At 67.3% G+C, this 26,132-nt stretch carries 27 protein-coding genes and 1 pseudogene; 13 read left to right on the top strand and 15 right to left on the bottom strand.

The window, feature by feature from the left end:
• The first annotated feature begins 18 nt into the window (after positions 1 to 18).
• On the top strand, positions 19 to 732 hold the full coding sequence (locus OG456_RS45315) for a hypothetical protein (RefSeq protein WP_266570976.1): 714 nt from the start codon (positions 19 to 21) through the stop codon (positions 730 to 732).
• On the opposite strand, the gene OG456_RS45310 is transcribed toward OG456_RS45315, so the two are convergent.
• Positions 716 to 1,417 carry a FadR/GntR family transcriptional regulator gene (locus tag OG456_RS45310; protein WP_266570975.1) on the bottom strand — a complete coding sequence of 234 codons (702 nt, stop codon included), beginning with the start codon at positions 1,415 to 1,417 and terminating at the stop codon, positions 716 to 718. The genes OG456_RS45315 and OG456_RS45310 overlap by 17 nt on opposite strands.
• 106 nt (positions 1,418 to 1,523) lie before the next feature.
• On the opposite strand from OG456_RS45310, the gene OG456_RS45305 reads away from it, so the two are divergent.
• Positions 1,524 to 2,291, top strand: coding sequence for an SDR family NAD(P)-dependent oxidoreductase (locus OG456_RS45305; RefSeq protein WP_266570974.1), 768 nt, complete (start codon positions 1,524 to 1,526; stop codon positions 2,289 to 2,291).
• A 230-nt stretch (positions 2,292 to 2,521) separates the two neighbouring features.
• Here OG456_RS45305 and OG456_RS45300 read toward each other — a convergent pair whose 3' ends face one another.
• Positions 2,522 to 2,902: a phage holin family protein gene (locus OG456_RS45300; protein WP_266570973.1), complete on the bottom strand. Its 381-nt coding sequence runs from the start codon at positions 2,900 to 2,902 to the stop codon at positions 2,522 to 2,524.
• A gap of 1,015 nt (positions 2,903 to 3,917) precedes the next feature.
• Complete coding sequence (locus OG456_RS45290) at positions 3,918 to 4,307, bottom strand: STAS domain-containing protein (RefSeq protein WP_266570972.1); 390 nt, start codon at positions 4,305 to 4,307, stop codon at positions 3,918 to 3,920.
• Between the two features lie 263 nt (positions 4,308 to 4,570).
• Between OG456_RS45290 and OG456_RS45285 the strand changes: the two genes are divergently transcribed.
• Positions 4,571 to 4,942 carry a helix-turn-helix domain-containing protein gene (locus tag OG456_RS45285; RefSeq protein ID WP_266570971.1) on the top strand — a complete coding sequence of 124 codons (372 nt, stop codon included), beginning with the start codon at positions 4,571 to 4,573 and terminating at the stop codon, positions 4,940 to 4,942.
• Positions 4,943 to 4,946: 4 nt separating this feature from the next.
• A complete protein-coding gene (locus tag OG456_RS45280) occupies positions 4,947 to 5,261 on the top strand; it encodes a DUF4265 domain-containing protein (protein WP_266570970.1) in 315 nt (104 codons plus the stop codon).
• A gap of 250 nt (positions 5,262 to 5,511) precedes the next feature.
• Here OG456_RS45280 and OG456_RS45275 read toward each other — a convergent pair whose 3' ends face one another.
• Positions 5,512 to 7,203 (bottom strand): SpoIIE family protein phosphatase, encoded by a 1,692-nt coding sequence (locus OG456_RS45275; RefSeq protein WP_266570969.1) that lies wholly within the window; start codon positions 7,201 to 7,203, stop codon positions 5,512 to 5,514.
• A gap of 361 nt (positions 7,204 to 7,564) precedes the next feature.
• Here OG456_RS45275 and OG456_RS45270 point away from each other — a divergent pair, with 361 nt between their 5' ends.
• Positions 7,565 to 8,287, top strand: coding sequence for a hypothetical protein (locus OG456_RS45270; RefSeq protein WP_266570968.1), 723 nt, complete (start codon positions 7,565 to 7,567; stop codon positions 8,285 to 8,287).
• Positions 8,288 to 8,316: 29 nt separating this feature from the next.
• Here OG456_RS45270 and OG456_RS45265 read toward each other — a convergent pair whose 3' ends face one another.
• From OG456_RS45265 to OG456_RS45255, 3 genes are all read right to left on the bottom strand, one after another.
• A complete protein-coding gene (locus OG456_RS45265; RefSeq protein WP_266570967.1) occupies positions 8,317 to 8,982 on the bottom strand; it encodes an IS5 family transposase in 666 nt (221 codons plus the stop codon).
• 266 nt (positions 8,983 to 9,248) lie between these two features.
• The gene (locus OG456_RS45260) at positions 9,249 to 9,530 is read right to left on the bottom strand and encodes a hypothetical protein (RefSeq protein ID WP_266570966.1); all 282 of its coding nucleotides are present in this window, start codon (positions 9,528 to 9,530) and stop codon (positions 9,249 to 9,251) included.
• A gap of 182 nt (positions 9,531 to 9,712) precedes the next feature.
• Positions 9,713 to 10,795 carry an IS630 family transposase gene (locus OG456_RS45255; protein ID WP_266571761.1) on the bottom strand — a complete coding sequence of 361 codons (1,083 nt, stop codon included), beginning with the start codon at positions 10,793 to 10,795 and terminating at the stop codon, positions 9,713 to 9,715.
• A 644-nt stretch (positions 10,796 to 11,439) separates the two neighbouring features.
• Between OG456_RS45255 and OG456_RS45250 the strand changes: the two genes are divergently transcribed.
• Complete coding sequence (locus OG456_RS45250) at positions 11,440 to 11,994, top strand: hypothetical protein (RefSeq protein ID WP_266570965.1); 555 nt, start codon at positions 11,440 to 11,442, stop codon at positions 11,992 to 11,994.
• Between the two features lie 93 nt (positions 11,995 to 12,087).
• Here the strand turns inward: OG456_RS45250 and OG456_RS45245 are convergent, their stop codons facing one another.
• Together OG456_RS45245 and OG456_RS45240 are read right to left on the bottom strand one after the other, a co-directional pair.
• Complete coding sequence (locus tag OG456_RS45245; protein ID WP_266570964.1) at positions 12,088 to 12,756, bottom strand: DUF4232 domain-containing protein; 669 nt, start codon at positions 12,754 to 12,756, stop codon at positions 12,088 to 12,090.
• 1,004 nt (positions 12,757 to 13,760) lie between these two features.
• Positions 13,761 to 15,926 carry a M4 family metallopeptidase gene (locus tag OG456_RS45240; protein ID WP_266570963.1) on the bottom strand — a complete coding sequence of 722 codons (2,166 nt, stop codon included), beginning with the start codon at positions 15,924 to 15,926 and terminating at the stop codon, positions 13,761 to 13,763.
• 968 nt (positions 15,927 to 16,894) lie between these two features.
• Between OG456_RS45240 and OG456_RS45235 the strand changes: the two genes are divergently transcribed.
• Positions 16,895 to 17,944: a LuxR family transcriptional regulator gene (locus tag OG456_RS45235; protein WP_266570962.1), complete on the top strand. Its 1,050-nt coding sequence runs from the start codon at positions 16,895 to 16,897 to the stop codon at positions 17,942 to 17,944.
• Between the two features lie 414 nt (positions 17,945 to 18,358).
• Positions 18,359 to 19,831 carry an IS607 family element RNA-guided endonuclease TnpB gene (gene tnpB / locus OG456_RS45230; RefSeq protein WP_266570961.1) on the top strand — a complete coding sequence of 491 codons (1,473 nt, stop codon included), beginning with the start codon at positions 18,359 to 18,361 and terminating at the stop codon, positions 19,829 to 19,831.
• A gap of 57 nt (positions 19,832 to 19,888) precedes the next feature.
• Here the strand turns inward: tnpB and OG456_RS45225 are convergent, their stop codons facing one another.
• Positions 19,889 to 20,044 (bottom strand): hypothetical protein, encoded by a 156-nt coding sequence (locus tag OG456_RS45225; RefSeq protein ID WP_266570960.1) that lies wholly within the window; start codon positions 20,042 to 20,044, stop codon positions 19,889 to 19,891.
• A 76-nt stretch (positions 20,045 to 20,120) separates the two neighbouring features.
• Here OG456_RS45225 and OG456_RS45220 point away from each other — a divergent pair.
• The 3 genes and pseudogenes from OG456_RS45220 to OG456_RS45210 all read left to right on the top strand — a co-directional run.
• A pseudogene (locus tag OG456_RS45220) lies at positions 20,121 to 20,466 on the top strand (hypothetical protein); the annotation flags it as partial.
• Positions 20,467 to 20,586: 120 nt separating this feature from the next.
• The gene (locus OG456_RS45215; RefSeq protein ID WP_266571760.1) at positions 20,587 to 21,165 is read left to right on the top strand and encodes a hypothetical protein; all 579 of its coding nucleotides are present in this window, start codon (positions 20,587 to 20,589) and stop codon (positions 21,163 to 21,165) included.
• A 209-nt stretch (positions 21,166 to 21,374) separates the two neighbouring features.
• A complete protein-coding gene (locus OG456_RS45210) occupies positions 21,375 to 22,025 on the top strand; it encodes an HAD family hydrolase (RefSeq protein ID WP_266570959.1) in 651 nt (216 codons plus the stop codon).
• 246 nt (positions 22,026 to 22,271) lie between these two features.
• On the opposite strand, the gene OG456_RS45205 is transcribed toward OG456_RS45210, so the two are convergent.
• Positions 22,272 to 22,622, bottom strand: coding sequence for a hypothetical protein (locus OG456_RS45205; protein ID WP_266570958.1), 351 nt, complete (start codon positions 22,620 to 22,622; stop codon positions 22,272 to 22,274).
• Between the two features lie 80 nt (positions 22,623 to 22,702).
• A complete protein-coding gene (locus OG456_RS45200; protein WP_266570957.1) occupies positions 22,703 to 22,891 on the bottom strand; it encodes a hypothetical protein in 189 nt (62 codons plus the stop codon).
• Here OG456_RS45200 and OG456_RS45195 point away from each other — a divergent pair.
• Positions 22,878 to 23,522, top strand: a complete 645-nt coding sequence (locus OG456_RS45195; protein WP_266570956.1) for a GNAT family N-acetyltransferase — start codon at positions 22,878 to 22,880, stop codon at positions 23,520 to 23,522. The two genes, OG456_RS45200 and OG456_RS45195, sit on opposite strands and share 14 nt — an antisense overlap.
• 117 nt (positions 23,523 to 23,639) lie before the next feature.
• Positions 23,640 to 23,834 carry a hypothetical protein gene (locus OG456_RS45190; RefSeq protein ID WP_266570955.1) on the top strand — a complete coding sequence of 65 codons (195 nt, stop codon included), beginning with the start codon at positions 23,640 to 23,642 and terminating at the stop codon, positions 23,832 to 23,834.
• Between the two features lie 318 nt (positions 23,835 to 24,152).
• Here OG456_RS45190 and OG456_RS45185 read toward each other — a convergent pair whose 3' ends face one another.
• From OG456_RS45185 to OG456_RS45175, 3 genes are all read right to left on the bottom strand, one after another.
• Positions 24,153 to 24,500 carry a YciI family protein gene (locus OG456_RS45185; RefSeq protein ID WP_266570954.1) on the bottom strand — a complete coding sequence of 116 codons (348 nt, stop codon included), beginning with the start codon at positions 24,498 to 24,500 and terminating at the stop codon, positions 24,153 to 24,155.
• Between the two features lie 64 nt (positions 24,501 to 24,564).
• Entirely contained in the window at positions 24,565 to 25,455 is an 891-nt protein-coding gene (locus OG456_RS45180; protein ID WP_266570953.1) for a virginiamycin B lyase, read from the bottom strand.
• Positions 25,456 to 25,469: 14 nt separating this feature from the next.
• The gene (locus OG456_RS45175; RefSeq protein WP_266570952.1) at positions 25,470 to 26,126 is read right to left on the bottom strand and encodes a CatB-related O-acetyltransferase; all 657 of its coding nucleotides are present in this window, start codon (positions 26,124 to 26,126) and stop codon (positions 25,470 to 25,472) included.
• Positions 26,127 to 26,132: the final 6 nt, after the last annotated feature.

The following is a 26,132-nucleotide window of genomic DNA, read 5'->3' as shown; positions in this document are numbered from 1 at the left end:
AGGGCACCGCCCGCCACCTTGGACTCCCTGGGCTTCGACGACGTCCGCTTCACCAGCCGCTACCCGGTCGGAACTGCCGACTCTGCGGACGGGGCCGCACCCGTGTCCGTCCGGATAAACGCCTATTACCCCGTACGTCCCGCTGTCGGCGGACGACTCCTCGCACTCGCTGGCCGTCCTGGAGTACGAGTTCACCAACACCCGTCCGCCGCCCTGGACGCCGAGCTCGCCCTCTACGCCGAGAACCCCGTCGTCCTCGGCGCGCGCACCACCCGGCCGGTTGTGCTGAAGGCGGCCGACTTCGGCGAGGCGGATCTGGTGGGCGTCGAGTTCACAGCCGAGCCCGGCGTCGCCACGCCGCCCGGATTGCGTGAGGACGTGCTGCTGGAGGACTGGTCGGACGGCTACGACGGCTGGACGACAACGGGTACCGCCTTCGGAGACCGGCCCGTCCGGCTGTCGGACATCCCCGACTACGCCACCGGCGTCGACCCTCGCGTTCTCCATCTATCTTTCGGATGCTGGTCGCACCAGAGGGAGTGCGAAGGCCCTGGAGCCTGGTTTCGCCGGCGGCGCTGCGCGGTGGGCAGGGCGGCGACTGGAGCCACCGCACCTGTGAGAGCCGTGGCAACGCGGGATAGCGGGCAGGTCGTCAAACGCGGGAACGGAATACGGGTGGTCGAGTTCGTCCGCGTGGCGCATGCGGGATTCGCGTTCAATTGCCCGCATTGATGTCTTTCTCTGTTTCGCTGAGATGGGACTCCATTGCCTCGGCCGCGGCCACCGGGTCGCCTGAGCGGACCGCCTTGAGAATCCCGTGGTGTGCGGCGATGGTCGAGTCGTGACTGTCGCCGCGCGTGGCGTGCCCGGCATAACTGGCGAGGCGGTGCTCGCGCAGAATGCCGGTCATGGCGTCCAGGGCGAGCGTCAGCATTCCGTTGCCGGCGAGCGCCGCCAGTTCGGTGTGGAACGCGATGTCCAAGTCGACGAAGCGCTCTCTGCTGCCAGTGGTCTCCCGCATTCGGTCGAGCAGCTCCTCGGCCTGGTCGAGGCTGGCGCCACCGGCCCGGACCCGCTCAGCAGCGCGTCGCACGAGGGCGCCTTCGATCGCGCGCCGGGCATCGAGCACATCGGCGAACCGCAGCGAGTCTTGGCGTAGCCGGAAGCGAAGGACCTGCCCGAAGACCTGGGCAGTGGGCACATGGACGCGGGTCGGCTTGCCCTGGCTGGAGAGGACCATTTCGCGGGCGGCGAGCGTGCGGATCGCCTCCCGGACCGCCAGCCGATTGACGCCGAAGCGGGTGGCGAGTTCGCCTTCCGGGGGAATCTCGTCGCCGGGCTGCAGACCGGCGTTCTCGATCAGGGCAGTAATTTCCTGCGATACCTGATCGGCGAGCGTGCCACGGCGAACGACCACTAGTTGTTGCCCCCTTGCACCTAAACTGCTTAGCTGTTAACTCTGGAGGATACGCGATACGCGATAGATCCTCGGATCAACGGCGCCGACGGCGAGAGGGCGGGACATGGGGAGTCTTACAGGACGGGTCGTGGTGGTGACCGGTGGTGCGCGGGGGATAGGCCACGCCGTCGTCCGTGCCGCGTTGCGCGAGGGTGCGCACGTCGCAGTGTTCGACCTCGACGAGGGCGACGGCTCCGGGCTGCGTGACACCCTGGCGCAGGCACGTGACAGGTCGACGTTGGTCAAGGTCGATGTGACGGACTCGGCCGCGGTGGCGGCCGCCACCGGTGAGGTCGCTGACACACTCGGCCCAGTTGATGTTCTGGTGAACAACGCCGGACGCAATGTCTATGGTGACCCCGTCTCGATGACCGAAGCCGAGTGGGAGCAGGTTTTCGACGTAGACCTGAAGGCGGCGTTCCTGTGCGCCAAGCACGTCCTGCCCGGGATGATGGACCGTCAGCGCGGGGCGATCGTCAACATTGCTTCCCTGCACGCCAAGTTGACCTGCACTGGCATGTATCCGTACGCCGCAGCCAAGTCCGGACTGGTCGGTCTGACCCGTTCGATGGCCCTGGACGTTGCCCGGCACGGGATCCGCGTGAACGCGGTCAGCCCTGGATATATCCGCACTGCCCTCGTCGATGAGTACTTCGCGCAGCACTCCGACCCGCAGGTCGAGGAAAAGGCGCTCGCGGTCCAGCCGCTGGGCCGTCTCGGCCGGCCCGAAGACGTCGCAGAAGTCGTGTGCTTCCTCGCTTCGGACGCGGCAGGCTATGTCACCGGGGCTGACTGGGCCGTTGATGGTGGGCTCGGGGTGCGGTTCGCCTAAAAGCGGGTGTCGCAGGTTCGAATCCTGCCGGGGTGATCGAATGGGCCGGCCCCGCCGTTTGCCCATCTCTTACTGGCGCGATCCGGGTCCTCACCAAGGTCGGCGGGCGCTTCGCCCTGCCGGCCACCGGCGTCGGACTCGTCCCGCGGCGCGGGCTACTGCCTGAGGGGTACGGGAGCGGCCGCCCCCCTTGCCGTAACGCGGGGCGGCCGGGGTGGCCGGCAGGGTCGTCAGTCCGCCGTCGGCTCTGTCCCGATCAGGGAGAACGCGAGGATCGAGACGCGCGTGATCAATCCCGCAAGCAGGATCGTGCCGAAGCCCTCGACCTCCAGCTCGGAGAACTTCCCGCCCAGCCAGGAGAGCAGCCACCAGATGAGCGAGTCCTGTAAGAATCCGGCCAGACCGAAGGCCAGCAGGGCCAGGGCCGGAACACGGGCGGACGGGCCGACGTAGACGAGCTGGGTGAGGAGGATGACCACGAGGGCCGCGACCATGAGTGAGAACGTCACGTCCACGTCTTCCGCACCCAGGGCGATGCCGGGCAGCAGGGCCCCGGCGATGCATACGCCAGCGAGCGCACCGAGCTTGCGTCGTCTGCCTATGTCAGTCATGGGCGGACTCTCGCACGCTGGAGGTGAGCTTGTGAACATCCCGTAGGGTCCGTAAGCGGATCGAACCGACGTCCACCCGACTTGCAAGCGGGCATAAGTCGATCGGGCGAACTCACCAAGGCGTGCCCGTATCTTCTAAGCGCTCGGTCGCTCGGAACGTGCCACAGTCGTGCCACATCGTGCGGTCAATCACGGTCAATGAGGGTTTGCTGCAGTCGAGATGCGCCGTTGGCCTGGGCTGCAGCCAGAGCCCTTGTGACCTGGGCACCACGGCGACCCCGTACCCCCGCTCTTACAAGGCAGATTTCGGCGGTCCGAAACCGTCCGCGCCCAACAGGTTCGAGACGCGAGCCGCACCGGCAGTCCTCGATCGACGGCGAGGCCTGCTAGATACCTGACGGCGGTCTGCGAACCGGTGGCGCGGTGGAACTTTCTCTACTTCATCAAGCCCCGGCTGCGCTCCGCTCCGCCGGGCGCGCTACCGGCTCCGCTGCGGGCGCCGCTCCTGCCTCCGGCCCGCTCCGCCCGCGCTGCGCCGACGCGCGCCCACACGTGGATAGGGCCGGTGGCCATGCGTCGATCACCGCATAGAGCGGCCACGGTGAAGACAACGTTGGGTGGGTCAGGCCGCCGAGCGGTGCCATGGCCAATCCTCACGGTCGTTCGTACAGTGGCGCGCTCCACCTGGATGCCAGGAACCACGCCCGCTCCACGGTGTGTGGGTCGACGGCGTACGGGATGGGAGACGGGGGTGCCGGCTGAGGAATGGGCGCCGTGAGCACGTCTGGGACGCCGACGGGCTTACGAACTGCCTTCGCGTGGTCGCAGGCCGCTTCTACCCCCTGGAGACGCGGGTCGCTCGGTGGAACACGAGCGGCCCCGAAGCGCTGCTCCACCACATCTATCGCGATCTGCTCGCCCATACCCGCGGAGGCCTCAACGACGACGCCGCCCTCGTCGCCTGCATCGGCACCCGGACAATCATGGACACCGCCGTCATGGAGCCATCATCCACTCAGGCGGGTTCACACGCACGCACTGACAGGTGCTGGGCACGCTGTACGTCGATGCTGGGCGATGCTCCCGGCTTGGGTGAGGGCATGGGGGCGGCGTCGAATGACGCGGGTTCCGTGCACGGCGACCGCTCGGGTGAGAACAGCTCTTGCGCTCCCGTGAGATCGAGCAACCTGTCGACCGCGGGGCTGACGGCCTGGATCGTGACGGCCTTGCCCTGACTCAGGGCCCGGTGGCGGAGGTCCAGAAGCACGTTGAGGCCGGCGCAGTCACAGAAGCTGAGCCTGCTCAAGTCCAACTCGAGACCGTTGGATGAAGCGGTCAGGGCTTCGAGCAGGTGGGCTCGGATCTGGTTGCCGGAGACGAGGTCGAGTTCACCTTGTACTGTCACTCGGTTCCGGTTGCCGCTCGGTGCGTACAACGCTGTTATCTGACCAGTCGGAAGCGATCTGGCAGCACTGTCTCCATCAGGGCAGGGGAGGTTCGGCGCCAGGGGGGAGTGGGCCCGGTGCGAGGGTTGCTGCATGGCTTGCCTCCGATGCGCTGGTGTAGAGCGCTCCAAGGTTCCCCCAGGGAAGCAACATGCGTCAACCTATACACGAAAGCTAGTACGTGTTTTTGGAAGCGTGCATGCCTGCTCGGTAGACTCGGGCCATGGATGGGGTACCTGAGTCACACAGCGGATGGACGTTCCTGACGAACCACGCTCGCGTCCTTGCGGCCATCGCGGACAACCAGAGCGCACGGGTTCGCGACATCGCCGTCCGCTGCCGTCTCACTGAGCGCGCCGTGCAAAAAATCATCGCGGACCTGGAGCAGGCCGGCTACCTCTCACACACGCGCCAGGGGCGTGGCAACATCTATGAGATCGACCCCACCAAGGTCCTGCGCCATCCGACCGAAGCCGGTCAGGGCCTGACGGTGGCCTCACTCCTGTCACTGCTCGATCTCCAGGACGAAACCCATCGCCAAGCACTGCCCAGCGAGCCCGCACAACGCCAACTGACGCAAGCCGCGGCGGACTAGCGAGGTGAGCCGACCTGATGAGGCGGGCGTGCGATGGGCCGGCGAGGTGGTCCGGCGTTCGGAGAACTGCACCATCCGCCTCCTCGTGTTCCGTGACGGCGGCTCGGGAGCCGCTCGGCAGAGCGTGATCAACGCGTTCAAAGAACTCGGCGTCGACGGCGAAAACATAGAGCGGTTCGGCATGGTCGCCCTGGACCTACCGCCCACCGCGGATCTCGTCAAGGTGCACAAGCTGCTCAACCACGGCGTGGCCAGGGAGTGGTGGGACAGGGAAGAGGGGTGCATTACCGCGCAGTGGCCGCCTACGTCCGTCGGTTGAGGCCGCTCATGTGATCCACGGCGGGGCCGTCCCCGGTGCCGTCCGAGGTCGCTCGACAGTGGCCGATGACAACCAACGACGACCACCAGGCGCCCGAGCCCACCGCCCCTGAGCAGCAGAAGAAGCGACGCGACACCAGTAGGCCCCCGACGTGCGATCTTCACGAGGCGAGGGCTTTTGATGAGCTGGGTAGGGGGCGTTGACAGGCTGCCGGGGAACGTGCCGGTGCCGTCTCACAGCTTCGAGAGCTTCAAAAGGACGCCTCCGGCCCGTGTCGGACGGCCAGCAGGGCCACGTCGTCGTCGTTGTCCGGCGGGCGCGCCCGCGCCAACAGGGCGTCGGTGAAGGATTCCAGGGGGCGGTGGGCCAAGGACGCGGCGTGGCGGCGCAGACGGTTCAGACCCTCGTCCAGGCTCTGGCTCGGGGACTCGATCAGGCCGTCGGTGTAGAGGAGCAGGGTGGACCCGGGTGGCAGCTCCTCTGTCGCGTCGAGGCGTATCTGGTCGGGTGTGACGCCCAGCAAGATCCCGTGGCCGTCGGTCAAATAGCGGGCCATGCCCTCACGGGTGACCAGCAGCGGTGGTGGATGGCCCGCGTTGGTCCAGGACAGCTCCCACTGGCCGGCGTCGTTCTCACTCATGCGGGCAAAGACCAGCGTGGCCATGGAGACCTCCGCGATGTCCACGGTCGCCCGGTCGAGCCATTCCACGATCTTGCTCGGTGGCTTCTGCTGGGACACGGCGTACGCGCGGAGCATGTTGCGCAGCTGGGCCATGCCGGCCGCGGCGTCCAGGTCGTGGCCGACGACATCGCCGATGGCGAGGGCGGTGGCGCCGTCCGGCAGGGTGAACGCGTCGTACCAGTCGCCACCGACCTCTGAGGCGTCCGGCGCGGGCAGGTAGCGCGCGCTCATGCTGCGACCGGACGTCCGTGGGAGCTTCGGCAGCAAATGGCGCTGCATGGTTTCGGCGACCTTGCGCTGGCGCTGGTAGAGGCGGGCGTTCTCCAGGCCGAGGCTGGCGCGTCGGGCGATGTCCTCCAGCAGGGCGACGTCGGTCGCGGTGAACCGATCGGGCTGGTCGGCGCGGCCGAGAGTGAGGGCGCCCAGTACGTCGTGCAGGCTGCGCAGGGGGACCACGATCGCCGAGTGCATTCCGGTCGCCTCGAACAGGGCCCGCTGCTCCACCGCAATGCCGGAGTCGGGCGGTCCCTGGTAGGTCTCAGGGCCGGCGAAGGAGGACGTGACGCCGCGCAGGGCGCGGGACAGAGGCATCGGGGACTCCTGCGGCACAGGCGGCATGGGCCCCTGGAGGTCCTCCCGGAACACCACGGTTCCGCCTTCCGCGTGGGCGACGGCGAAGCGCGACACTTCGTCCCGCTCGCTGAGCAGGTCGATGACGGCCCAGTCGGCGATGCGGGGCACCACGAGGTTGATCAGGCGGCGCAGCGCCTCGTGGATGTCCAGGGTGGAGGTGAGCAGGGTGGTCGTCTCGGCGAGCAGAGCGAGCCGTTCGAGTTCGGAGAGCCGTCCGCCGGCCGGTGGCCGCTGGGCGGGACGCCCGGAGCGGCCGGCGGAGTGAAAGAGGAAGAGCGTCGCCGACGGACGGATACCGATGTCGCAGGGTGTGGCCAGCCACGCCACCGGCAACAGCGTGCCGTCTCCGCGCTCGAGCCACTCGCCCTCACCCTGCTCCGTTCGCCCGTCGAGGACGCTCTCCCGCATCCGGCACTGGGCTCTCGGCACTGGTTCCCCGCAGCTGGTGCGGTGCAGTAGATCGTGGGCGTCCTGGCCGACCAGATCCGACGCGGGGCGGGCCAGGAGTTCCTCGCCACGCGCGTTGACGGCGACGATGAAGCCCTGCTCGTCTGTCAGGTAAGCACCCGTGCCGAGGGTGTCGAGGGCCCTGGCAACCGTTTCCTGCGGACCATTCGGGCCCCTCATTGCTGCCTCCCGTCACTGGAGGAATCACCTGGGCCGTCTCCGCGATCCGGGTTCCCCCTGGGAACAAAGCGACCCTCGCAAGGTGCACCAGATCGGCGGGGACCAGCGGGGAATCACGATGAAAGCAGCCGCGCCCGACACGACCACCGTAACGCCGTTCGCCCTGGTCAGCGCGCGAGCCCACGGCAAATGACCGCAGCTTCCCAAGCGGCGGCGCACATCGTGGTGCCCGCCGCTCATTGCGAGATTGTCTACGATATCCCGATCAACCGTCACTAGGGCCTGCCTGATGGGTCGAGCGACGCCGTTGACAGATGCAGAGTCGTCCCCGACAGTCTCTGGGCGGTTGAATGCTCAGGTGGTGAACTGGGCACAGATGTACGACTGCTACGGCGACGTCGATCGCGTCCCCGTCCTCTTGGCGCAGGTCGAGCGAGAGGACGATCCAGAGGCATGGGATGAGCTGGGTTACCGACTGATCCTCGAAGGCGACATGGTGTTCCCCGCCAGTTTCGCCGCACTGCCGCACCTGGTACGTCTTGCGGCGTTGCGGAGCACGCCGGCACGCGAGCTGGCAGGGGCCATTGTCCGGTGCACAGCAGGACACCACGGCTGTGACGATCTGCTGGCGGGCTGCTTCACAGCGATCGCGGCCTTCCGTGAGGTACTGGATCGGCACCTGCGGTCGCGTCCGGACGACTACCTCACGTCCTTCCGCGACTTGATCGCGGTCGAAGGGCACTACCACTGGAGTGCGGTCCTGGGGGACTTCGCGGACGACTTCTACCAGGTCGCCTGCCCTCACTGCGCTGTCGAGGTGACGATCGCCATCGGCAGCTACGGACGCTTTTCAGCGATCCGGGACTGGAATCTGGGCGACGTGGATAGACGTGACCTGAAGCCGGCGTCCCCCAGTGAGCTCTCCAGCTGCGGTCGTTGGCTGCACGAGACTGCGGTCCGTGATGGGCAACTTGTGCTCGCCGACGGAGTCGCCCATCTCTTCGGCCAGGCCGAATGTCCTTGCTGTGCCAGTGTCTTCAACATCGCGGACGAGTACGCGTCTTCCAATCGCCCTCTCATGTGAGCAACGCGCGGGAAGCCGGTGGCGCTGTGTCAGGTGCAGAGCCACAGCCGGATCGAAGCGACCGCAACAGTGCCATGGAATACGTAGGCCCGCTTGTCAAAGCGGGTCGCTACTGCACGGAAGTTTTTGAGCCGGTTGATCGTGCGCTCCACTTCATTGCGACGCCTGTAGATGTCTCGGTTGAACCCGGTAGGACGGCCGCCCTTGCTGCCACGTCGTTGTCGGTTAGCCCGTTGGTCTCTGGGTTCCGGAATGGTGTGCTTGATCTGGCGCCGCCGCAGGTAGCGGCGGTTGCGACGTGACGAATAGGCTTTGTCGCCCCCGATATGGTCGGGCCGAGTGCGCGGACGTCCGCCGTCCGGCCGAGGAACACGAATTTCTGCCAGCACGGGAATCAACTGTGGGGCGTCTCCCCACTGGCCAGGCGTGATGAGAAAGGCGAGCGGGCGACGCCCGCCCTCACCAACCAACCCGCGCACGGCGCGGGCGCGCGCCGCCTTTGCGGCGCGGCCTGCCTCCTGTCTGCGCCCCGGCTGGCCGCGCCCGGCGGCGCGCTGCGTGCATGCGGGCGAGGGCGGGATCTCATCCGCGGGCACAAGATGATGCCTCCGGCGGGGGATCGGCCGGCACCGGGATGGAGGGGGGCGCCGTTGCCGGCTGCGGGCACATCGTGGCGTGCGTTGGGGGGCTCCCATCCCGTCCACCGTCGCCCCAGGCAGAGCCGAGCAGACGCGGCCCAGGGCGTCAACGTCGTTCGTACAGTGGCGCGCTCCACCTTGACGCCCTGAACCACGCCCGCTCCACAGACGTGTGGGTCGACGGCGGACGGGATGGGAGCGGGGTGAGTGGTGGGTTGAGGCAGGGCGGGGCCGCTTGTGTCATGCCTTCGCAGCAGAGACACAAGCGGCCGTCAAATGGCGGGTTAGCTGCGGTGATGCCACCAGTCGCGCTGCCGAAACTCCTAGAGCGCTGCAGCCAGGACCGCGGCCAGCGCGAAAACGCTGGCTAGTGCGGAGCAGACGATCGCAGCGGCGAGGTGGGTACGTCGGTAGTTCTCCTCGTCCTGCACCACCACCGCGGTACGCGGCCTGTCCTTCCAGTAGGCGATCTCCACCACGTCGCCGGCCTCGAACCGTGGAGATCCATGCCCCTCAACCGCAACCCGTCTGCTCTTGCCGTCCGGAGTGACGAACGAGCACCAGGCGCTGGCATTGCCGTCGTCCCAGGTGACGTAGTCGCACACACCGGGTGCGCGCTCGCCATGGGCTATGAGGCGACGGATGCCTCGCGCCTTCCGGGCCGGGATCAAACTCGCAGGCCGAAGAAGACGGCCGCAGCTATGTAGGCATCCATCAGTCCCCCTCAGACATGACTGCGATCATGCCGCACTTGCCTACAGAGATGCAGGACTGCCGACACATCGCGCTAGTCTTCTGAGTCAGGAATCCTGTTCAGATAGCTGGCGAGGCGTTCGAGGATTTCGTCTGCGGTCTTCGTCCAGACGTAGGGCTTGGGGTTGGTGTTCCAGGCGGCGATCCAGTTGCGGATGTCCTTCTCCAGGGCGTGGACGGACCTGTGGACACCTCGCCGTATCTGCTTGTTGGTCAGTTCAGCGAACCACCGCTCGACGAGGTTCAGCCAAGACGAGCCGGTTGGTGTGAAGTGCAGGTGGAACCGGGGGTGGGCCAGCAGCCACTTCTTGATGGCGGGTGTCTTGTGGGTGGCGTAGTTGTCACAGACGAGGTGGACATCCAGTTCACCAGGCACCTCTTTGTCGATCTTGACGAGGAACTTCTTGAACTCCTCGGCCCGGTGCCTGCGGTGCAGGGAGCCGATCACCTTGCCGGTGGCTACCTCGAGTGCCGCGAACAACGTGGTGGTGCCGGCACGGACATAGTCATGGGTCGCCCGCTCGGGAACACCGGGCATCATCGGTAGCACCGGCTGCGACCGATCCAGGGCCTGAATCTGCGACTTCTCATCCACGCAGAACACCAACGCCCGTTCGGGCGGGTCCAAGTAGAGACCGACAACGTCGTGCACCTTGTCGACGAAGTACGGATCGGTCGACAGCTTGAAGGTCTCCGAGCGATGTGGCTGCAGGCCGAACGCCCGCCAGATCCGGGACACCGACGACTGAGACAGACCCATCTCTTTCGCCATCGAACGCGTCGACCAATGCGTCGCGTTCTTCGGGGTGGATTCCAGCGTCCTGGTGACCACCGCGGCAACCTGGTCGTCCGTCACCGTCCTGGGGCCACCCGAACGTGGCATGTCACCCAGACCAGCGATCCGGTACTGCACGAACCGGGACCGCCAGCGGCCCACCGCATGAGGTGTGGAACCGAGTTGAGCAGCCACGTCCTTGTTGGAGGTGCCCTCGGCGCAGGCCAGGATGATCCGACACCGCAGGGCCCACGCCTGCGGCGTAGAACGGCGCCGCCCCCACCCCTCAAGTGCGGCCCGTTCCTCATCCGACAGAGTCAACTCGGCCTTCGGCCGCCCCATCCGCGCCATGAAACAAGGCTACACATATGCACGGGATTTCTGACTCAGAAGACTAGGACATCTCGGAGAAGTGCTCAGAGCTCTTCGCTCGGTCGGCCAACGCGGTCACCAGTTGTGCGGCTTGTTGGTCAAGCCCTCGAACTTCACTTGCGTCGACTCTTTGTCCGCGAGGCCTGGGTATCGCCGTCTCTGATGATGCCCATCTTGCGGAAGCTGTCCATATCGATCTCGGATTCGCGATGGCCGCGCGCAGGGGGTCGGCGGTGGGATCTGGCTGAGCGAGGCCGGTACTTTTCTGACGTTGCGGGACGTCGAGATCCGCAACAACGCCGCCTTTACCTCGCCCAACTTGTCACTGCGGAGCTGCGCCGGATCTCCGGCGGCATGGTCAAATTCACCCGTGCGACGCTCACTGGTGGCGGGGGCAACTTCACGGTCGTGCGGGTCCACCACACGGCCACTCTCGAGCGAGGGGCCGTTTCCTGAGATCCCCGTGAGCCCGGTAAGCGGGGTGTCCAGGACGGGTCAGATGCCGCGATCACACCCACCACATCATGATCATCACTCAGGCCGGCCCATGCCGAGACGATCTCTGCAGCTACGCTCCTCGGGGGAGCCGATAGTGAGCAAGACCGGGGGAAACCGTGAACCGACCTCTGCTGTTTCTCGACGTGGACGGGCCGCTCAACCCTTATGCGGCCAAGCCGGAGAAGCGTCCCGACGGCTACACCACACTCAGAGTGCCCCTGGACGACGGGGCCCATGAGGGGGATAGGGGCCTCTCGTCCCGGCGGCGCCCCCTGCGGGTCTGGCTCAACCCGGAGCATGGGCGATTTCTGCGCCGGCTCGGTTTCGAGCTGTGTTGGGCCACCACATGGATGGGCGACGCCAACCGGTGGATCGCACCGGTGCTCGGCCTTCCGGAACTTCCCTTCGTCGACTTCGGCGACGTCTTGCTCCAAGAACGCCCTGATGGAGTCCACTGGAAGACCGGTCCGCTGGTGGACTACGCTAACGGCCGTCCTTTCGCCTGGGTGGACGACGAACAGAGCGAGCGGGATCAGACGTACGTGACCGCCCACCATCGCGGGTCCGGGCTCCTGCACCACGTCAACCCGCGGGTCGGCCTACGGGAGAACGACTTCCACACGCTCGCCGACTTCGCCCGATCCCTGGACACTCCACGAACCACCGGCTGAGCACATCGCCAGCTCTTCAGGTGGCTACGTCTCGGCGTCGAGATCAATTGCGGGCCAGCCCTTTGTCACCAGGGCTGGCCGCGCGCACTGCCCTTACTTGGTCGTGTGCGTGGGGTAGACCTGAACGTCGGTGTAGGCGCCCTTGATCTCTCCCGCGCCCGCGGGCCACTTCAGGCTCACGGTGTGGGTCTCGTTCGGGGGCGTCACCAGGATGTTGGTCGGGTGCGAGAGGCTGTTGCCGGTGTTGTCGATGTCGTAGGCGAGGTCGAAGACAGCGGCGTCGCCCGGCTTCAGGACGGTGACGCGCGGCTGGGCGGGTCCGCGTTCGATGGGGTTCGAGGTGTTGTCGGTGTCCTTGATGTCGACGCCCGCGAAGCCCGTCGCCGAGCAGGTGGTCGAACCCCGGTTGATCATGGTGATGTTGATCCTGCCGGAGGCCTCGTCCGGAGCTGCGTCTGTGGCGTCGATGGCCAGGTCCTGCGTCTTGCAGAACGTGACCTTGCCGCTGCTCTTCGTCGCGCCGTTCGCGGAGGTCTCAGCCTTGGTGTCCTCACCGGAGCCCGCCTTGGCGTTGCTGGCCTGCGAACGGCCGGAGCCCGAGCCGCCCTCCGGCTTCGAGCCACCGTTCGAGGATGAAGAAGACGAGGACGAGGAGCTCTTGGAGGACGAGTTCTTCCCGGAGCCGTCGCTGCCACAGGCGGTGAGCGACAGGGTGGCGGCGACGCCGATGGCGGCGAGAGCGGTGATGCGGGTGTACCTCACGGTGTGTTCCCCCGGGAGTAGCGCGGTGCATGTGGTCGGAAGTATTTGTATCTCGCACCGAGTTACAGGCGGTCCTCCGTGACGTCTTCGTTCTGTCACAGGCGTACTGACCGCACGGTCCGCCAAGGCGTTGGACTCGTCCTGGCCGGAGCCGCGCAAGAAGCTGCCGCCGCTGGCGACCAGGCTGGACCGCTACAAGCCGGTGATCGACGAGATCCTGCGGGCGGACCTGGACGCGCCGCGCAAGCAGCGGGCGCTGTTTGGCCATGGCGCAGTTATGACATGCCGCCACGGGGACGGGCCGCCCGGAAACTGCACGTCAGGTCGGCGGCGCGCGGTCCCCGCCCGGTCGCGGGAGTCGGACCGACCCGGGACCTACCCCTTCTCGCCGTGCACGGCCCGACCTGGGCGGGTGGCAGCGGTGCACCGGGCAGGACTGCTCCAGAGGTTGATGCAGAAGATGGCCGCAAGGCCGACCCGCCCGGCATGGGAAGGCCCAGGTTCAATGGCCTTTCTCTTGGCACGACTTGGTCCGGAGAGGCTACGCACCGACCCATCCCACAGCGTTCCAGCAGGACGCGTAGGAGTAGCGAGTGCGACGATCCCATTCCTCACCGGTGAGTTGTTCGTATGCCCTGACAGGCACGTAGAGCAGACTCTCCGCCCAGATGGGACGGTGGCGTACGCAACGAAGTGTGCCGGGCCCTGGTGCACGGTCTCGTACGTTTCAGGTCCGGCGGCCACGACAGCGACGCGCGTGCGGAGAAGGCTGTCGCCCGACAATTCGCGCCCGTACTCCTTGCGATCCAGCCGGCAGAACGCCCACGGCAGTCGTGTTCTGCGAACCCGATCACCGATGCGAGTGGCCCGGCAGGCGGCCGCTCCCGAGGCTGATCACCATCACCCCGGCCTCGCCGACCGGCCGCCGGCAGGGAGCAGCACGTACCGCCGCGCCCGTTCGACCGGGCGCGGCGGCGTGTGCGTGGTGCGGTGGAGAAGAAGGGTCAGAAGGTGAGGCTCCAACTGTCGAGGTAACCGGGGTCGACGGTGAAGATGCCGGGGGTGTTGTCCTGGACCCGAAGCTTCCAGGTGCCGTTGGCGGGGACCGCCGACGCGTCGACGGTGTAGGTGGTGTGCAGTTCGCCCTCGCCGGTGTCCCAGTACCAGTTCTTGACCGGGATCTCCGTGCCGTTCTCGCTGACCAGGCTGACCACCTGACCGCCGATCCACGGGTGGTACAGGTCGACCGTGACCTTGAGGTCACCGGAGGCGTTGCCATTGCGGCCGCTGACGATGAGCGGGGATTCGATGGTCTTCCAGTTGGGGATGTCGAACCGGTCCGGGTTGACGAAGAAGTCACCGCCGGAGGCCAGGACGGTCCACACGAAGCGCACTGTGCGCTTGACCTTCGGCGAGTTCTTGATGGTGATGGCGGCCTTGAAGTCGCCGGCCTTCTTCGGAGTGCCACTGATCAGGCCCGTTTGCCCGTTGATGGACAGGCCCTTGGGCAGCCCGTGGGCGGAATACGACAGGGGGTCGGGCCGGGAACTCGTCGCCTCGATCTGCCGGATGGTCGGCTGGCCGACTGCCGACTTCCGCGTGGAGGGGGCGATCACGGCGATGTGGTTCACATAGCGGGCGCCGACGTTGACGGCCGCCCAGGCGTTGCCGACGGCCTCGTAGGCGTCGCTGGTCGGACCGAACAGGTCGGCGGCGGCCCGGAGAGTGGCGGCGCGGGCGCCCGCGTAGTCGGTGCTGGTGGTCATGTAGACGGTCAGCGCCCGGTACCAGACGGCGGTCGCGTCGCGCCGGCCGAGACCCACGACCGGGAGGCCGTCGTATGTGGGGCTGTCGTAGGCGACGCCATTGATGGTCTTCTTCCCGCTGCCCTCGGAGAGCAGGTAGAAGAAGTGGTTGGCCACGCCCGAGCTGAAGTGCGGGTCGAGCTTCCTGGTCTCGGGGGTCCAGTAGTCCTGAGAGGTGCCCTTGGCGGAGGCGTCCTTGGAGGGCTGGTCCATGTAGCGCAGCGGCTTGCCGGTGCCGCGGACGTCGGCGAGCTCGCCGATCATGTAGTCGGGGACATCTGCGGGGTTGTTCGCGGAGAACTCCACGGAGGTGCCCATGATGTCGCTGGTGGCCTCGTTCAGACCGCCGGACTCACCGGTGTAGGTCAGATTCGCGGTGGCGTAGGTGACGCCGTGGGTCATCTCGTGCGCGGCGATGTCGAGTTCGGTGAGTGGCCTGGCGTTGTTCAGGCCGTCGCCGTAAGTCATGCAGAAGCAGCCGTTGTCCCAGAAGGCATTGGCATATCCGTCCCCGTAGTGGACCCGGGAGTAGGCGCCGACGCCGTCGTCGGCGATGCCGTTGCGGCCGAACCGGTCGTGGTAGAAGTCCCACGTCTGCCGCTGGCCGTAGGCGGCGTCCACGGCCGCGGTCTGGAGGTTGGCCGCCGTTCCGTCGCCCCAGTCGTCGTCGCCGTCGGTGACCAGGACGCCGTTGCCGCCGACGCCGGTCAGGTCATACGTCTTGTGGCCGCCGCGCTCGGGGTCGGTGAGCTCGTAGAGGCTGCCGTTGTGCGTGGTGCCGATCGGCACCTGACCGCTGTACTGGCTGTGGCCGGTGCCTGAGTGGACCTGTTCGACGCTCTGGAGCTTCTTGCCGGTCGTGGCGTCGGTCACCACGCTCAGGCTGCTCGGGGTTCCGTCCTCCTGCACACCGCTGACGACGGTCTGCCAGGCGAGCGTGGGCGTCCTGCCTCCGAGCCAGACGACCAACTTCGGCGATCCGTCCGTGGCCGCGTCGTCGGCCTTCTCGGTCTTCGCGGCGGCCAGGGCGGACCTTTTCGCCGTCTCTGCCGTGACGGCGGCCTTGGTGGTCGGCAGCGACACCGTGGCGTCCGAGGCCTTGGTGACGGTACGGGACGCGCCCTGCTCGTGGACCACCAGGTCGCCGCCGATGACGGGCAGGCCGGCGTAGGTGCGCTCGTAGCGGGTGTGCACGGTGCCGTCTGCGTCCTTGACGACATCCTTGGGTATCAGTTTCTCCTGATCGCTCAACTTCAGCGAACGGGCGGTGGTGGCGCGTGTTTCGGTCGCGGTCTCGAGCAGCTCCTTGCGCTGCCCGGTGGAGAGTGCGACCGCCCTGGCACCAGGTCTGGGTTCCGCCACCATCTGCCGTGGTGCTTGATCCGTGCCGGCAGAGACAGTGCCAGAGGCGGGCAGGACCGAGACGAAGAGCGTGGCCATGGCGACGGCGGCAATTGCCGCGACGCGCCCGTAACCGGAGATTCCGCGATCAGATCGATAGGATTTGTGAGGCGAAGTGGCCCTGCTGATGCGGATGTTGTTCGGCACTGCTGTAACTCCTTCTGTCCGGACGTGCGGTGACGACCGGTGGGTGGGGAACCGGAGGCTGGGCGTGCCTCCGGTGAGAAGGGGTGCGATGCGGCGCGAGTCGTGGGTTGACGTGGTCGCGCCTGCGGTGGTGCGGGACGGACGCTTCTCACCGCCCTGGCGAGGCCGCGAGTGGCGGGGCCGCGGCCGGCTGTCGGTTGAAGCGGCTCGGCCTTCCCCAGGACATCGCCGACGCTGTCGGCCTTCCGGCCTTCTTGCTGTCAGTACGAGACCGTGTGCGACCGCTCGGGGATGCCGCGAAAGACATGGACTCTTGTGGCGCCGTGGCACCAACCCACTTGTTCCGATGTTGAGCCGTCTCCACGGTCCGTACGGACGGCGCACTGTCCCCCGAGCATTGCGACGACCCCGGAAGTCCGTCTCCAGCGCAGCGGTGCGGGGTTGAGCAGTGGCATGAATGTCTCCAACGTGCCGACATGTCTCGGCTGGATCCTGAGTGACCGAACGGGCTTCGACGCCTTTGCGTCGGCGGCTCGTGATCACCCTGTCCGGGGGGCGATCCGCCGGGCAAGGAGTACCGGAGTGCGGGTCCGCGCAACTGCGCAGATGTGAACAGGAACTGACAGGATCGGAACGGGGCCGCCTCGGCCGTACGGGGATGTAACGAGCACGTGATCGCTCCGACCGACTCCACCGCGTACGATCGGCCTCGCCAGCGCGCCGAAAGGGGGACAGTTGTGGCGGTGCCGTCGGATTTGCCGTGGGCCGGGACCGGACTGGGCCCCTTGGCCGGCCGAGTACTCGAATGCCTGGTCACACAGCCTGAGCTGAGCAGCGACGCGGTCGCCGAAGCACTCGGGGTCACCTCGGCAGCCGCCGAACGCGCCCTACAGGCCCTGGAGAACGAACGCCTGGTCGTCCGCGTAGGTGACCGGCCCACGCGCTGGAGCGCGGGCCCGCCCCGTTCCACCCTCGGTTCCCTGCTGGCCCAGAGGCGGCAGGAACTGGCGCGGGCGGAGCTGTACATGGAGCAGTTGCACGAGGCGTACCGCTCGGCATCGCACCGTCGGGTCACCTCCGACCTGTTCGAGGTGGTGGAGAGCGCCGAGCAGGTCGGGGTGCGTTACGCGCAACTGCTCGCGTCCAGCCGACACGAGGTGCTCCACCTCGCCAAACCTCCGTACGTCACCCGGTCCGCGCGGCTCGAGAGCACCTCGGTGCCGACTGACCCCGCAGCCGTTGCGGACGCACCGGCTCCGGAGGTGCCCGTACCTGACGGAGTGCGGCTCCGGTCGGTGTACGACACGGACGGGTTGACCGACACCGTTTCGCTGCGCACCGCCCTGAGCGGCACGGCCCGGGGCGGGGAGCTGCGGCTCTTGGCCGGGCTCCCGATGAAGCTGGTGGTGTTCGATGCGACGGCCGGCATCATGCCGCTGCGACAGGAGGATCCGTCCGCGGGTTCGCTCATCGTGCACTCGACCACACTTCTCGGAGTGCTCACCGCGCTCTTCGAAAGCGTTTGGGAACAGGCGACCCCGGTGTCGCTGGACAGTGGCCCCGGTCGCCCGCCGATCACCGCGGCGGAACCCGACGGCCGGCCTCCGGGGCGGATGCGCGACATCCTTACTCTGTTGCGCGCGGGTCTGACGGACGACGCGATCGCCCGGGTCCTGGGGCTGAGCCGACGGACCATCCAGAAACACATCAGCGAGACCGCGGAACTCCTCGGCGCGCGGACCCGCTTCCAGATCGCGCTGATGGCACGCGACCGAGGCTGGCTCGAGGACGCCCCGGGCGTGGTGGCGGCTCCCGCCGAACGAACGGCCGGATGACAGAGCCGCAAGCTCGGTCTGCCCTTCGGCCATCCCGGTTCGTCTGCGTGGACACGCTCGCGTCGTCGACCTCGGACAGGTGCGCGGAGATGTCGCCGTGTGTCGGTCCCTGCGCGAACGGGAAAGGGGCTAACAACTGCTGCGGGATGCATAGTCGGATCTCAACGAACGTCTTCTTTTCTCTGACGTTTGGGGTGCTCGTCCCGCCAGGCATCCAGGGCTTTTGCCTCCCAAGGAGGGTTCGTCCGATCTTCTTGGGTTTGGGAAAGTCCGGGCTTTGGCGGTGGAGGTGGTAGAGGGTGCGCCAGGCGATTTCCAGCCGCTCGCAGGCTTCACCGCTGGTGATCCATCCGTTGATCTGTTCCATGATGCGTAGTGCATAGTCAATGACTGGCTGGTGAGGGGGTGTTCAGGGTGAAGAAGTTCCAGGCGCAGCCGGGCTTTGTGGTGCAGGCGTTCCGTTTCGCCCTGGACCCGAATGCGACTGAGGAATCCGCGCTGCGGTCGCACTGCGGGGCTGCTCGGGCCGCGTACAACTGGGCTGTCGGCTGGGTGACGGCCTCGTGGTGGCAGCGCAAGGCGGAAGCCTCGTACGGGGTCGCCGAGGAGGAGCTGACGCCGTGGCGGCCGTGGTCGCTGCCCGCGCTGCGTAAGGAGTTCAACCAGGTCAAGCGCACCGATCCGCGCTATGCCGACTGGTGGCACGAGAACTCCAAGGAGGCGTACAGCACCGGCCTGGCCAACGCGGCTGCCGCGTTCGACAACTACACGAAGTCGAAGAACGGCCGCCGCAAGGGTGCCCGCATGGGTACGCCACGTTTCAAGTCCAAGCGCAAGGCCCGTCTTGCGTGCCGGTTCACCACCGGTAGCATCCGCGTGGCCGACGACCGGCACGTGACGCTGCCGGTGCTCGGAACCATCCGCACCCATGAGTCCACCGTCAAGCTTGTGGCCCGCGTGCAGAGCGGAATGGCACGCATCCTGTCCGCGACGGTGCGGCATGAGCGGGGCCGCTGGTTCGTGTCCTTCCAGATGGAGGTCAAGCGGGAGATCACCCGCGTGGCCCGTCCTGGTGTCGCAGTCGGTATCGACCTCGGGGTGAAGGTGCTCGCGGTGATGGCCGACAGTGCCGGACAGATCGGTTACGTCGACAACCCCAAGCACTACGAGGGCGAACAAAAGCGGCTGCGGCGTCTGTCCCGTCGTGTGTCGCGCCGCCAAGGGCCGGCCGTGCACGACCCCGCCACCGGCAAGACCATCCGCCGGGAACCGTCGAAACGATGGGTCAAGGCGAACGCCGAACGCAACCGCGTGCACCACCGCGTGGCGAACCTGCGCGAAGACGCCCTGCACAAGCTCACCACCGCCGTGCGTGCCGAGTACGGCACCGTCGTGGTCGAAGACCTCAACGTCGCCGGCATGCTCCGCAACCGCCGTCTGGCACGGAAGATCGCCGATGCCGGATTCGCAGAGATCCGCCGTCAGCTCACCTACAAAGGCCAGCGCAACGCCTGCCCCACGGTCGTCGCCTCGCGCTGGTACCCGTCCTCGAAAACCTGCTCGTCGTGCAAGACGGTGAAAGCCAAACTGCCCCTGCACGTGCGAGTGTTCTCCTGCGACGCGTGCGGCCTGGTCATCGACCGGGACGAGAACGCCGCCCGTAACCTCGCCGACCTCGCATCGGCCGGCACAACCGGTACCGGAGTGGCCGGAGACCGGGGCACGCCCAGCGTGCCGAAACCGCGTGGAGCCGACCAGAAGACCCGCGCCAGCCGGGCCAGCCGCAAAGCTGACCCGGTGCGGGCAGGTGGCGCAAACCCGCCCCACAGGCGGAAGGAACCGCGAGACCTTCAACAGGACACCACCGCCCAGCTCGGGCTGTGGTGACACCGTTAAGGACCATCTGTGCGCAAACGCACGGATTGCTGAGATCTGACTATGACCTCAGCAACGGTACCTCGTCGACGCCGCAGTCGGCGCTGCCACTCCTTGAGGGTCTGCGGCTCTGTCGACGACGCTGAGTTCGCGGTAGTCGTGCTCGATGCGCCAGCGGATCTTGGCCAGGCGGACCAGGTCGGCCATCGGGGTGTCGGCGGGCATGTTGGACAGCCGTGATCCCAGCCATCCGCACGTGGACCCTCGCGGTGACTTCTGACCTGACCAAGCGATGATCGCACTCGGCGGTGCGCTGGCGGACCGCTGGGACCGCCGGCGCACGATGTGGGTCACGGACGCGGCACGTGCGGTGCTGCTCGCGATACCGGCGGCGGCCGAGCTCGACGTGCTGAGCATTCCGCTGCTGGCGGCTGTCGCCTTCCTGCTCGGCCTGGGCGGACTCTTCTTCGACACGGCCGCCACGGCCTATCTGCCGGATCTGCTCGGCCGCGACCCCGTGTTCCTGGAGCGCGCCAACTCCCGCCTGCGTGGCGCCCAGACCGCCGCGTCCGGCTTCGCGGGCTGCCGGCCCATCTCTTGCCCGCTGGGGCATGCGGACCCGGCCGCAGCCGGGCATTGCTGCGGCATGATCGTTCGGCATGTACGCAATGAGGTTCGATGCGCTGTTCGAACGCGGTCGGGAGGCGGTACTGGCGGGTGCGGTTCAGTGCCAGGTGCCGCCTGTAGACGGCGGGAATCGCTGGGTCATGTCCGTCGTCATGCGACCTGACGCCGCGACCGCGCGCAGGATCGGGGAGATCACCCGCGAGGCGATGACCGTTGCTGGGGAAGAACACTGGCCGACCGGGACTGCTGACTCCTCGCACTTCACTCTTCGCGCGCTGGAAGAGCACCGTGTATCGGTCCCGGACGGCGACGCACGGGTATCCCGCTACATGGCTGCACTGCGGGGGACGGCGGCGACGGGCGCCGGCCCCGTTCGGCTGACACTGTCGGGTCTGACCCTGACGCCAGGCTGCGTCATGCTGTGTGCCGAGCCGTCGGGTGACGCTATTGAGCGTCTGTATGACGCCTACGAAGAGGCGTTGGGCGAAGACGGCTGGCTGGAGGCCGATTTCGACCGCAACATCTGGTACTCGACGCTGGTGCATTTCACGCGTCCATTGACCAATCCGCAGGCCGTCGTGGATTGGGTGGGTGAGCGTCGGGAGCTCGGCCTTGGGCAGGTCGAATGCCGTGATGTCGAGCTCGTCGTCTATCGGTTCAACGGGAGCCGCATTGTCATGGAGACGTTGGACGCCGTCACGCTCGGCCATCGACCGTGACCGGTCCCGCCCAGCTTCCTGGCGAAGGGGCAGGAGCGGGAATGTTCACGAGAAATGACGTCAGTGCATTCGACGGCCCGCCGCCCAGGGGCGGGGCCGTCGAGCCTGAACCCGCAGGAAGAAGAGTCGAGTTCCGTGTAGCCGACCACATCGATGCAGGGCGGGAAACCCTCCCGCCCGAAACCAGTGCGCGTGATCTACTACTGGTCATGCCGTTGCTTCTGCTGGACCTCGACAACACTTTGGTCGACCGCGATGCGGCCTTCCGTACCGCGGTCGCGGACTTCCTTGCCCAGCACGGCCTGCCCGACTCTGACCTCACCTGTTTGACGACTATTGACGCCAGCGGGTATACCGCGCGGCACGACGTCGCCGCAGCCCTGAGCGACCGATACGGCGACGTGGTGTCAACCGCCGCTGTCCGCGCTCTCCTCGACAACGGCGTTGCCGAGCACGTCGTTCTGACGCGTTCCTCCCGCGAAGCGCTGAGTAAGGCCCAGGCTGACGGATGGACCTGTGTGATCGTCACCAACGGGCGCACCATCCAGCAGGAAGCGAAGATTCGCAATACCGGGCTCGATCAACTCGTCGAGGGCTGGGTGATCTCGGAGACCGTCGGTCACAAGAAGCCCGACCCGGAAATCTTCCATGCGGCGGCAGCAGCCGTCGGCATGCCTCTGCCTGGTGCGTGGGTCATCGGCGATTCACCGCATGCCGACGTAGCCGGCGCCGAAGCGCTCGGGCTTCGCAGCGTGTGGGTGACGGACGGCCGGCCCTGGTCCCAGGACTCATACCAGCCAACCCACACCGCTAAAGACGTCGCCTCCGCGATCGGCCACGCCATGCGGAATCAGGAGTAGGGACCGCCGCCCGTCGATCCCCGAGGCCCGGCTACAGCTCGACCTTCGACATCTGCGGCATGACCAGCACCTTTCGCCAGGAGCATTCCGATGCTGCCCTGGCAGGTACCCCGGTGCGGCCGAAACTCGTGACCAACACCCGACCGTGGATCTGGGTGCCTCCCAAACCCGTGAACAACTGACGGCGTTACTCGTGAATAGAGCCACTCGAACGGACTACGTCGGAAGGCCCGAGACGATGTCGGGTCAGCCGAGGTACGACGAGCCGGGACGCTGTTCGCCCTGCGCCCGGTCCATCGACTCTTCCTTGCTCAGAGGCCGGTACAGGTAGGCGGCGGCGACCGCCGCCGATACGGCGCTGATCCAGATCACGGCGGCGGGAAGGTCTTCGCGCAGAGTCCCGGAACCCTCGCTGAAGACCACGAAGAGCAGCCACACCACGATCTGCACGACGCCGAACACCGCCGCCACGATGATGTCGCTGCGCTTCTTCGTCTTCAGTGCCCGCCAGACGAACGGCAGCTCCAGGATGAACCCGGCGAGCGCGACCGGAACGATTGCCCAGACGATCTGGGCCGTACGAGAGTTCAGCCCCATGAGGGACCTCCTTGACTGTGGTGAAGGGTCACCCGGCGGCGTGCCGGAGTGCCTTGTGAAGGATGCAGCCAATGGCCGCTTCAGGCGTCCGCTTCTTCGGAGTTGAGGTAATCCGAGTAGGTCGTTGCGTCGTTCCAGGGCTTCACGGCGACGTCGTAGCCGTGCTGCGCGCACAGCCGGTCCCACAGGTCCGGGAACGGCGCCCTGTCGCCCTCGACCGGATCGTCGAGGCGGGCCAGGATGCTGTCCTGATGGATGCTGCAGCACACCGAAGATCCCGGGATGAGAAACAGCCCGTTCACCGACTTTGCCCACAAGCCAGTTCTCACCGGTGAGAAAGCCCTGCTACGCCCCTTCACAGAGGCAGACGCGACCGCCATCGCCCAGGTCATCGAAGATCCTGAAGTCATCCGCTACACCTTCGAACCGTCGGCTGAACTCACGTTGGAACGACTGCGTGCCTGGTACGGGTCACGCAGTGAGCAAGCCGACCGGCTCGATCTCGCAGTCACCGACCGCGCAACGGGGACCGTGGTCGGTGAGGTCGTCCTCTACGACTGGAATCCGGCCAACCGCAGCTGCGCCTTCCGGACCCTGATCGGCCCTCGCGGGCGGGGCAGGGGGCTGGGCACCGAAGCCACGCAACTCATCGTGGGGTACGCCTTTGAGCGGGTCGGCTTGCACAGAATTCAGCTGGATGTGTACGCCCACAACCACAGAGCACGGCGCGTGTACGAGAAGGTGGGCTTTGTCGAGGAGGGCACGCGACGGCAGGCACAGCTGCGTGACGGTGCCTGGCTCGATGAGGTGGTGATGTCGATCCTTTCCCACGAATGGGACGCTCGCGACAACGGCTCTGTCCGCGCCCACTGCGCGTCGGCCAACGGCACACCAGGCTGACTCTTCTACCTCAAGCACGCGCACCGACCAGTCGGCTGACCGTTCAGCGCCGCTGTCACGGGCGCGCTGTCAACAACCCTGAAAGACAGGCTTGTTGATAGCGGCACAGCGGGGATCATGGCGACGATGGAGCCGGTTGAGCTGGACGCGGACCTGGTCGGCGCGGCATCCGTGCTCGCCTTCGCCGCCCTCCAGGCGGTGGAGCAGGCGCTGCCGGAGTACCGCAGCAGCGCGCTCGGGCACCTGGGACGGACCGAGGAAGCCGAAGCCGAGGCGCGCCGGGCGTACAAGACCGAGCAAGGCCGCGGCTAGTTCAAGCACAACCCGCACAGTGCGGACGCCATCGCGGCGGCGACGAAGGCCGCCGACGAGGCGAGGGAGCGCACCGCGCAGTACCTGCTGGCGGCGCGGCTGGAGCAGCTGCGCCGCCAGGCCGCCGCCTCGACCGAGCAGACCGCGGCCGCGCCGTGGACGGACCGGCTGCCCGAGCTCGCCGCCCGCTGGACGACGACGCCACCGGGACTGTGATCGCATGACCGAGCTGAGCGGCGTGGACCTCGCGCGCCAGGCCATGGTCGCAGCCCGGGGGAGTGGAGAACAACGGCGCCGCCGGGGTCGGGTACGTCGCGCTCAGGCGGATTCGAGGATTGGGCGGATCTCGACGGTCTCCGGGGTGGGGAGGTTCTTGGCCAGTTCGATGGCCTCCTCGCGGTCGGCCACGTCGACGATGAACCAGCCGCCGAGGGTTTCCTCGCCGGCGTGCGCGGGTCCGGCGGTCACCGTCGACGTCCCGTCGGCCGCAGTGCGCACTGTCGCGGGAGCCGTGTGGTCGGTCTCCAGGGCGTCGCCGCCGACCAGTTTTCCGGCTGTGGCGAGTCCGCCGATCCAGCCTTCGTACTCCTTGCGGTATGCGGCCCGGTCGGCCTGGATCCGGCGGCGCGACTCGTCCGTCTCGAAGATCACGAGTGCGTATTTCATGGGAATTCCTCTCCGGCCGCCGTACGGGCGACCGTTGCTGATGGTGTGGGAGGGGGTGGCTTGTTCAGGGGGTGCTGTCGGCTGAGGCGATGCGGGCGAGTGAGCCGATCTCCAGCGCGGTCCACAGGGCGCCGTCGGGACCGACGGTGATGCCGTGCGGTTCGGAGTGGGGGGTGGGCAGGTCGTGGACGGTGACGGAGCCGTCGGGGGTGAGCGTGCCGACGCGGTTGCCGCCCCATTCGGTGAACCATGCGGTGCCGTCGCCGTCGACGGTGACGGCGTGCGGTCGGGCGGTGCGGTCGGGCAGCGGGAACTCGGTGATCTTTCCGTCGGGAGTGATGCGTCCGATCTGTCCGGCGGCGATCTCGACGAACCACAGTGCTCCGTCACGGCCTTCGGCGATCCCGACTGGCGCTGCCGCCTCCGTCGGCAGGGGATGGAGGGTGACCGCGCCGTCCATGCCGATCCGCCCGATGGCGTTGGCCTGGTTGAGGGTGAACCACATGCCTCCGTCGCCGCCGGCGGTGATCGCCGAGGGGAACGCGCCGGTGACGGGCAGCGGGAACTCGGTGACGCTGCCGTCGACGGTGATGCGGCCGATGCGGTCGGCGGCGGTCTCGGTGAACCACAGGGCGTCGTCGGGTCCCGCCGCGATGCCGAACGGCCCGCAGCTGGGCGTGGGCACGCCGAATTCGTCGATCACGCCGTCGGTGGTGATCCGCCCGATCCGGTCCGCCCGGTACTGGGTGAACCACAGCGCGCCGTCCGGGCCGGGGGTGATGACGGTCGGCCCGCTGTCGGGGGCGAGTTGGTGGCTCGTCGGCTTCCCACCGGGGACGAGGCGGCCGATCCGTCCGCTGTGGACGAGGGTGAACCACAGGGCGCCGTCCGGTCCTGTGGTGAGGGCGTAGGGTCCGGCTGCGCCGTCGGCCACCGTGTGCTCTTCGATGGACACCTGGGTTACATGACTCAAAGGGGCTTCCCCGTTCCGTGCTCGGTGGCGATGCGTTCGATGTCGGCCGAGGTTCCGGCCATGATGGTGCGGGCGTGTTCGGTCACCAGGTCGGCGGGCCAGTCCCACCACGCGGCGCGCCGCAGCCGCTCGATGTCGGCGTCGTCGTAGCGCTGCCGGATTGGTCGGGCCGGGTTGCCGCCGACGATCGTGTAGGGCGGGACGTCGGCGGTGACCACGGCGCCGGCCGCGATGATGGCGCCGTCACCGATCTGTACGCCGGGCATGACGGTCGCACGGTAGCCGAACCAGACGTCGTTGCCGACGACTGTGTCGCCACGGCTGGGCATGGCGGTCACGATGTCCAGGGTCTGCTCGGCCCACCGGCCGCCGAACATGGTGAACGGGTACGTCGACACCCCCATCGTCGGGTGCTCGGCGCCGGCCATCAGGAAGGTGGTTCCTGTGGCGATCGCGCAGTACTTGCCGATGACGAGGCGCTCCGGCCCGTAGGCGTAGAGGACGTTGCGGCGCTCGAACTCCGTGGCGCCGTCCGGGTCGTCGTAGTAGGTGTAATCGCCCACGGTGATGTTGGGTGAGGTGACCAGCGGGTTGAGGAACACCACGCGGTCATGGGCGGGCAGTGGGTGCACGGTGGTCGGGTCGGGAGACAAGGCCGG

It is taken from the genome of Streptomyces sp. NBC_01446, from assembly GCF_026340095.1.
GTDB classification, from domain to species: domain Bacteria; phylum Actinomycetota; class Actinomycetes; order Streptomycetales; family Streptomycetaceae; genus Streptomyces; species Streptomyces aureus.
The sequence above is the reverse complement of the archived record's forward strand: the minus strand, read 5'-3'. Positions and strand labels throughout refer to the sequence as shown.

Excerpts from the sequence above, each read along its gene's own strand:
- OG456_RS45305 (WP_266570974.1), top strand. The coding sequence starts at position 1,524 with ATGGGGAGTCTTACAGGACGGGTCGTGGTGGTGACCGGTGGTGCGCGG.
- OG456_RS45300 (WP_266570973.1), bottom strand. The coding sequence starts at position 2,902 with ATGACTGACATAGGCAGACGACGCAAGCTCGGTGCGCTCGCTGGCGTA.
- OG456_RS45285 (WP_266570971.1), top strand. The coding sequence starts at position 4,571 with ATGGATGGGGTACCTGAGTCACACAGCGGATGGACGTTCCTGACGAAC.
- OG456_RS45275 (WP_266570969.1), bottom strand. The coding sequence starts at position 7,203 with ATGAGGGGCCCGAATGGTCCGCAGGAAACGGTTGCCAGGGCCCTCGAC.
- OG456_RS45265 (WP_266570967.1), bottom strand. The coding sequence starts at position 8,982 with ATGGGAGCCCCCCAACGCACGCCACGATGTGCCCGCAGCCGGCAACGG.
- OG456_RS45255 (WP_266571761.1), bottom strand. The coding sequence starts at position 10,795 with ATGGGGCGGCCGAAGGCCGAGTTGACTCTGTCGGATGAGGAACGGGCC.
- OG456_RS45240 (WP_266570963.1), bottom strand. The coding sequence starts at position 15,926 with ATGGTGGCGGAACCCAGACCTGGTGCCAGGGCGGTCGCACTCTCCACC.
- OG456_RS45225 (WP_266570960.1), bottom strand. The coding sequence starts at position 20,044 with ATGCCCGCCGACACCCCGATGGCCGACCTGGTCCGCCTGGCCAAGATC.
- OG456_RS45215 (WP_266571760.1), top strand. The coding sequence starts at position 20,587 with ATGTCCGTCGTCATGCGACCTGACGCCGCGACCGCGCGCAGGATCGGG.
- OG456_RS45210 (WP_266570959.1), top strand. The coding sequence starts at position 21,375 with ATGCCGTTGCTTCTGCTGGACCTCGACAACACTTTGGTCGACCGCGAT.
- OG456_RS45205 (WP_266570958.1), bottom strand. The coding sequence starts at position 22,622 with ATGGGGCTGAACTCTCGTACGGCCCAGATCGTCTGGGCAATCGTTCCG.
- OG456_RS45195 (WP_266570956.1), top strand. The coding sequence starts at position 22,878 with ATGCTGCAGCACACCGAAGATCCCGGGATGAGAAACAGCCCGTTCACC.
- OG456_RS45190 (WP_266570955.1), top strand. The coding sequence starts at position 23,640 with ATGGCGACGATGGAGCCGGTTGAGCTGGACGCGGACCTGGTCGGCGCG.
- OG456_RS45185 (WP_266570954.1), bottom strand. The coding sequence starts at position 24,500 with ATGAAATACGCACTCGTGATCTTCGAGACGGACGAGTCGCGCCGCCGG.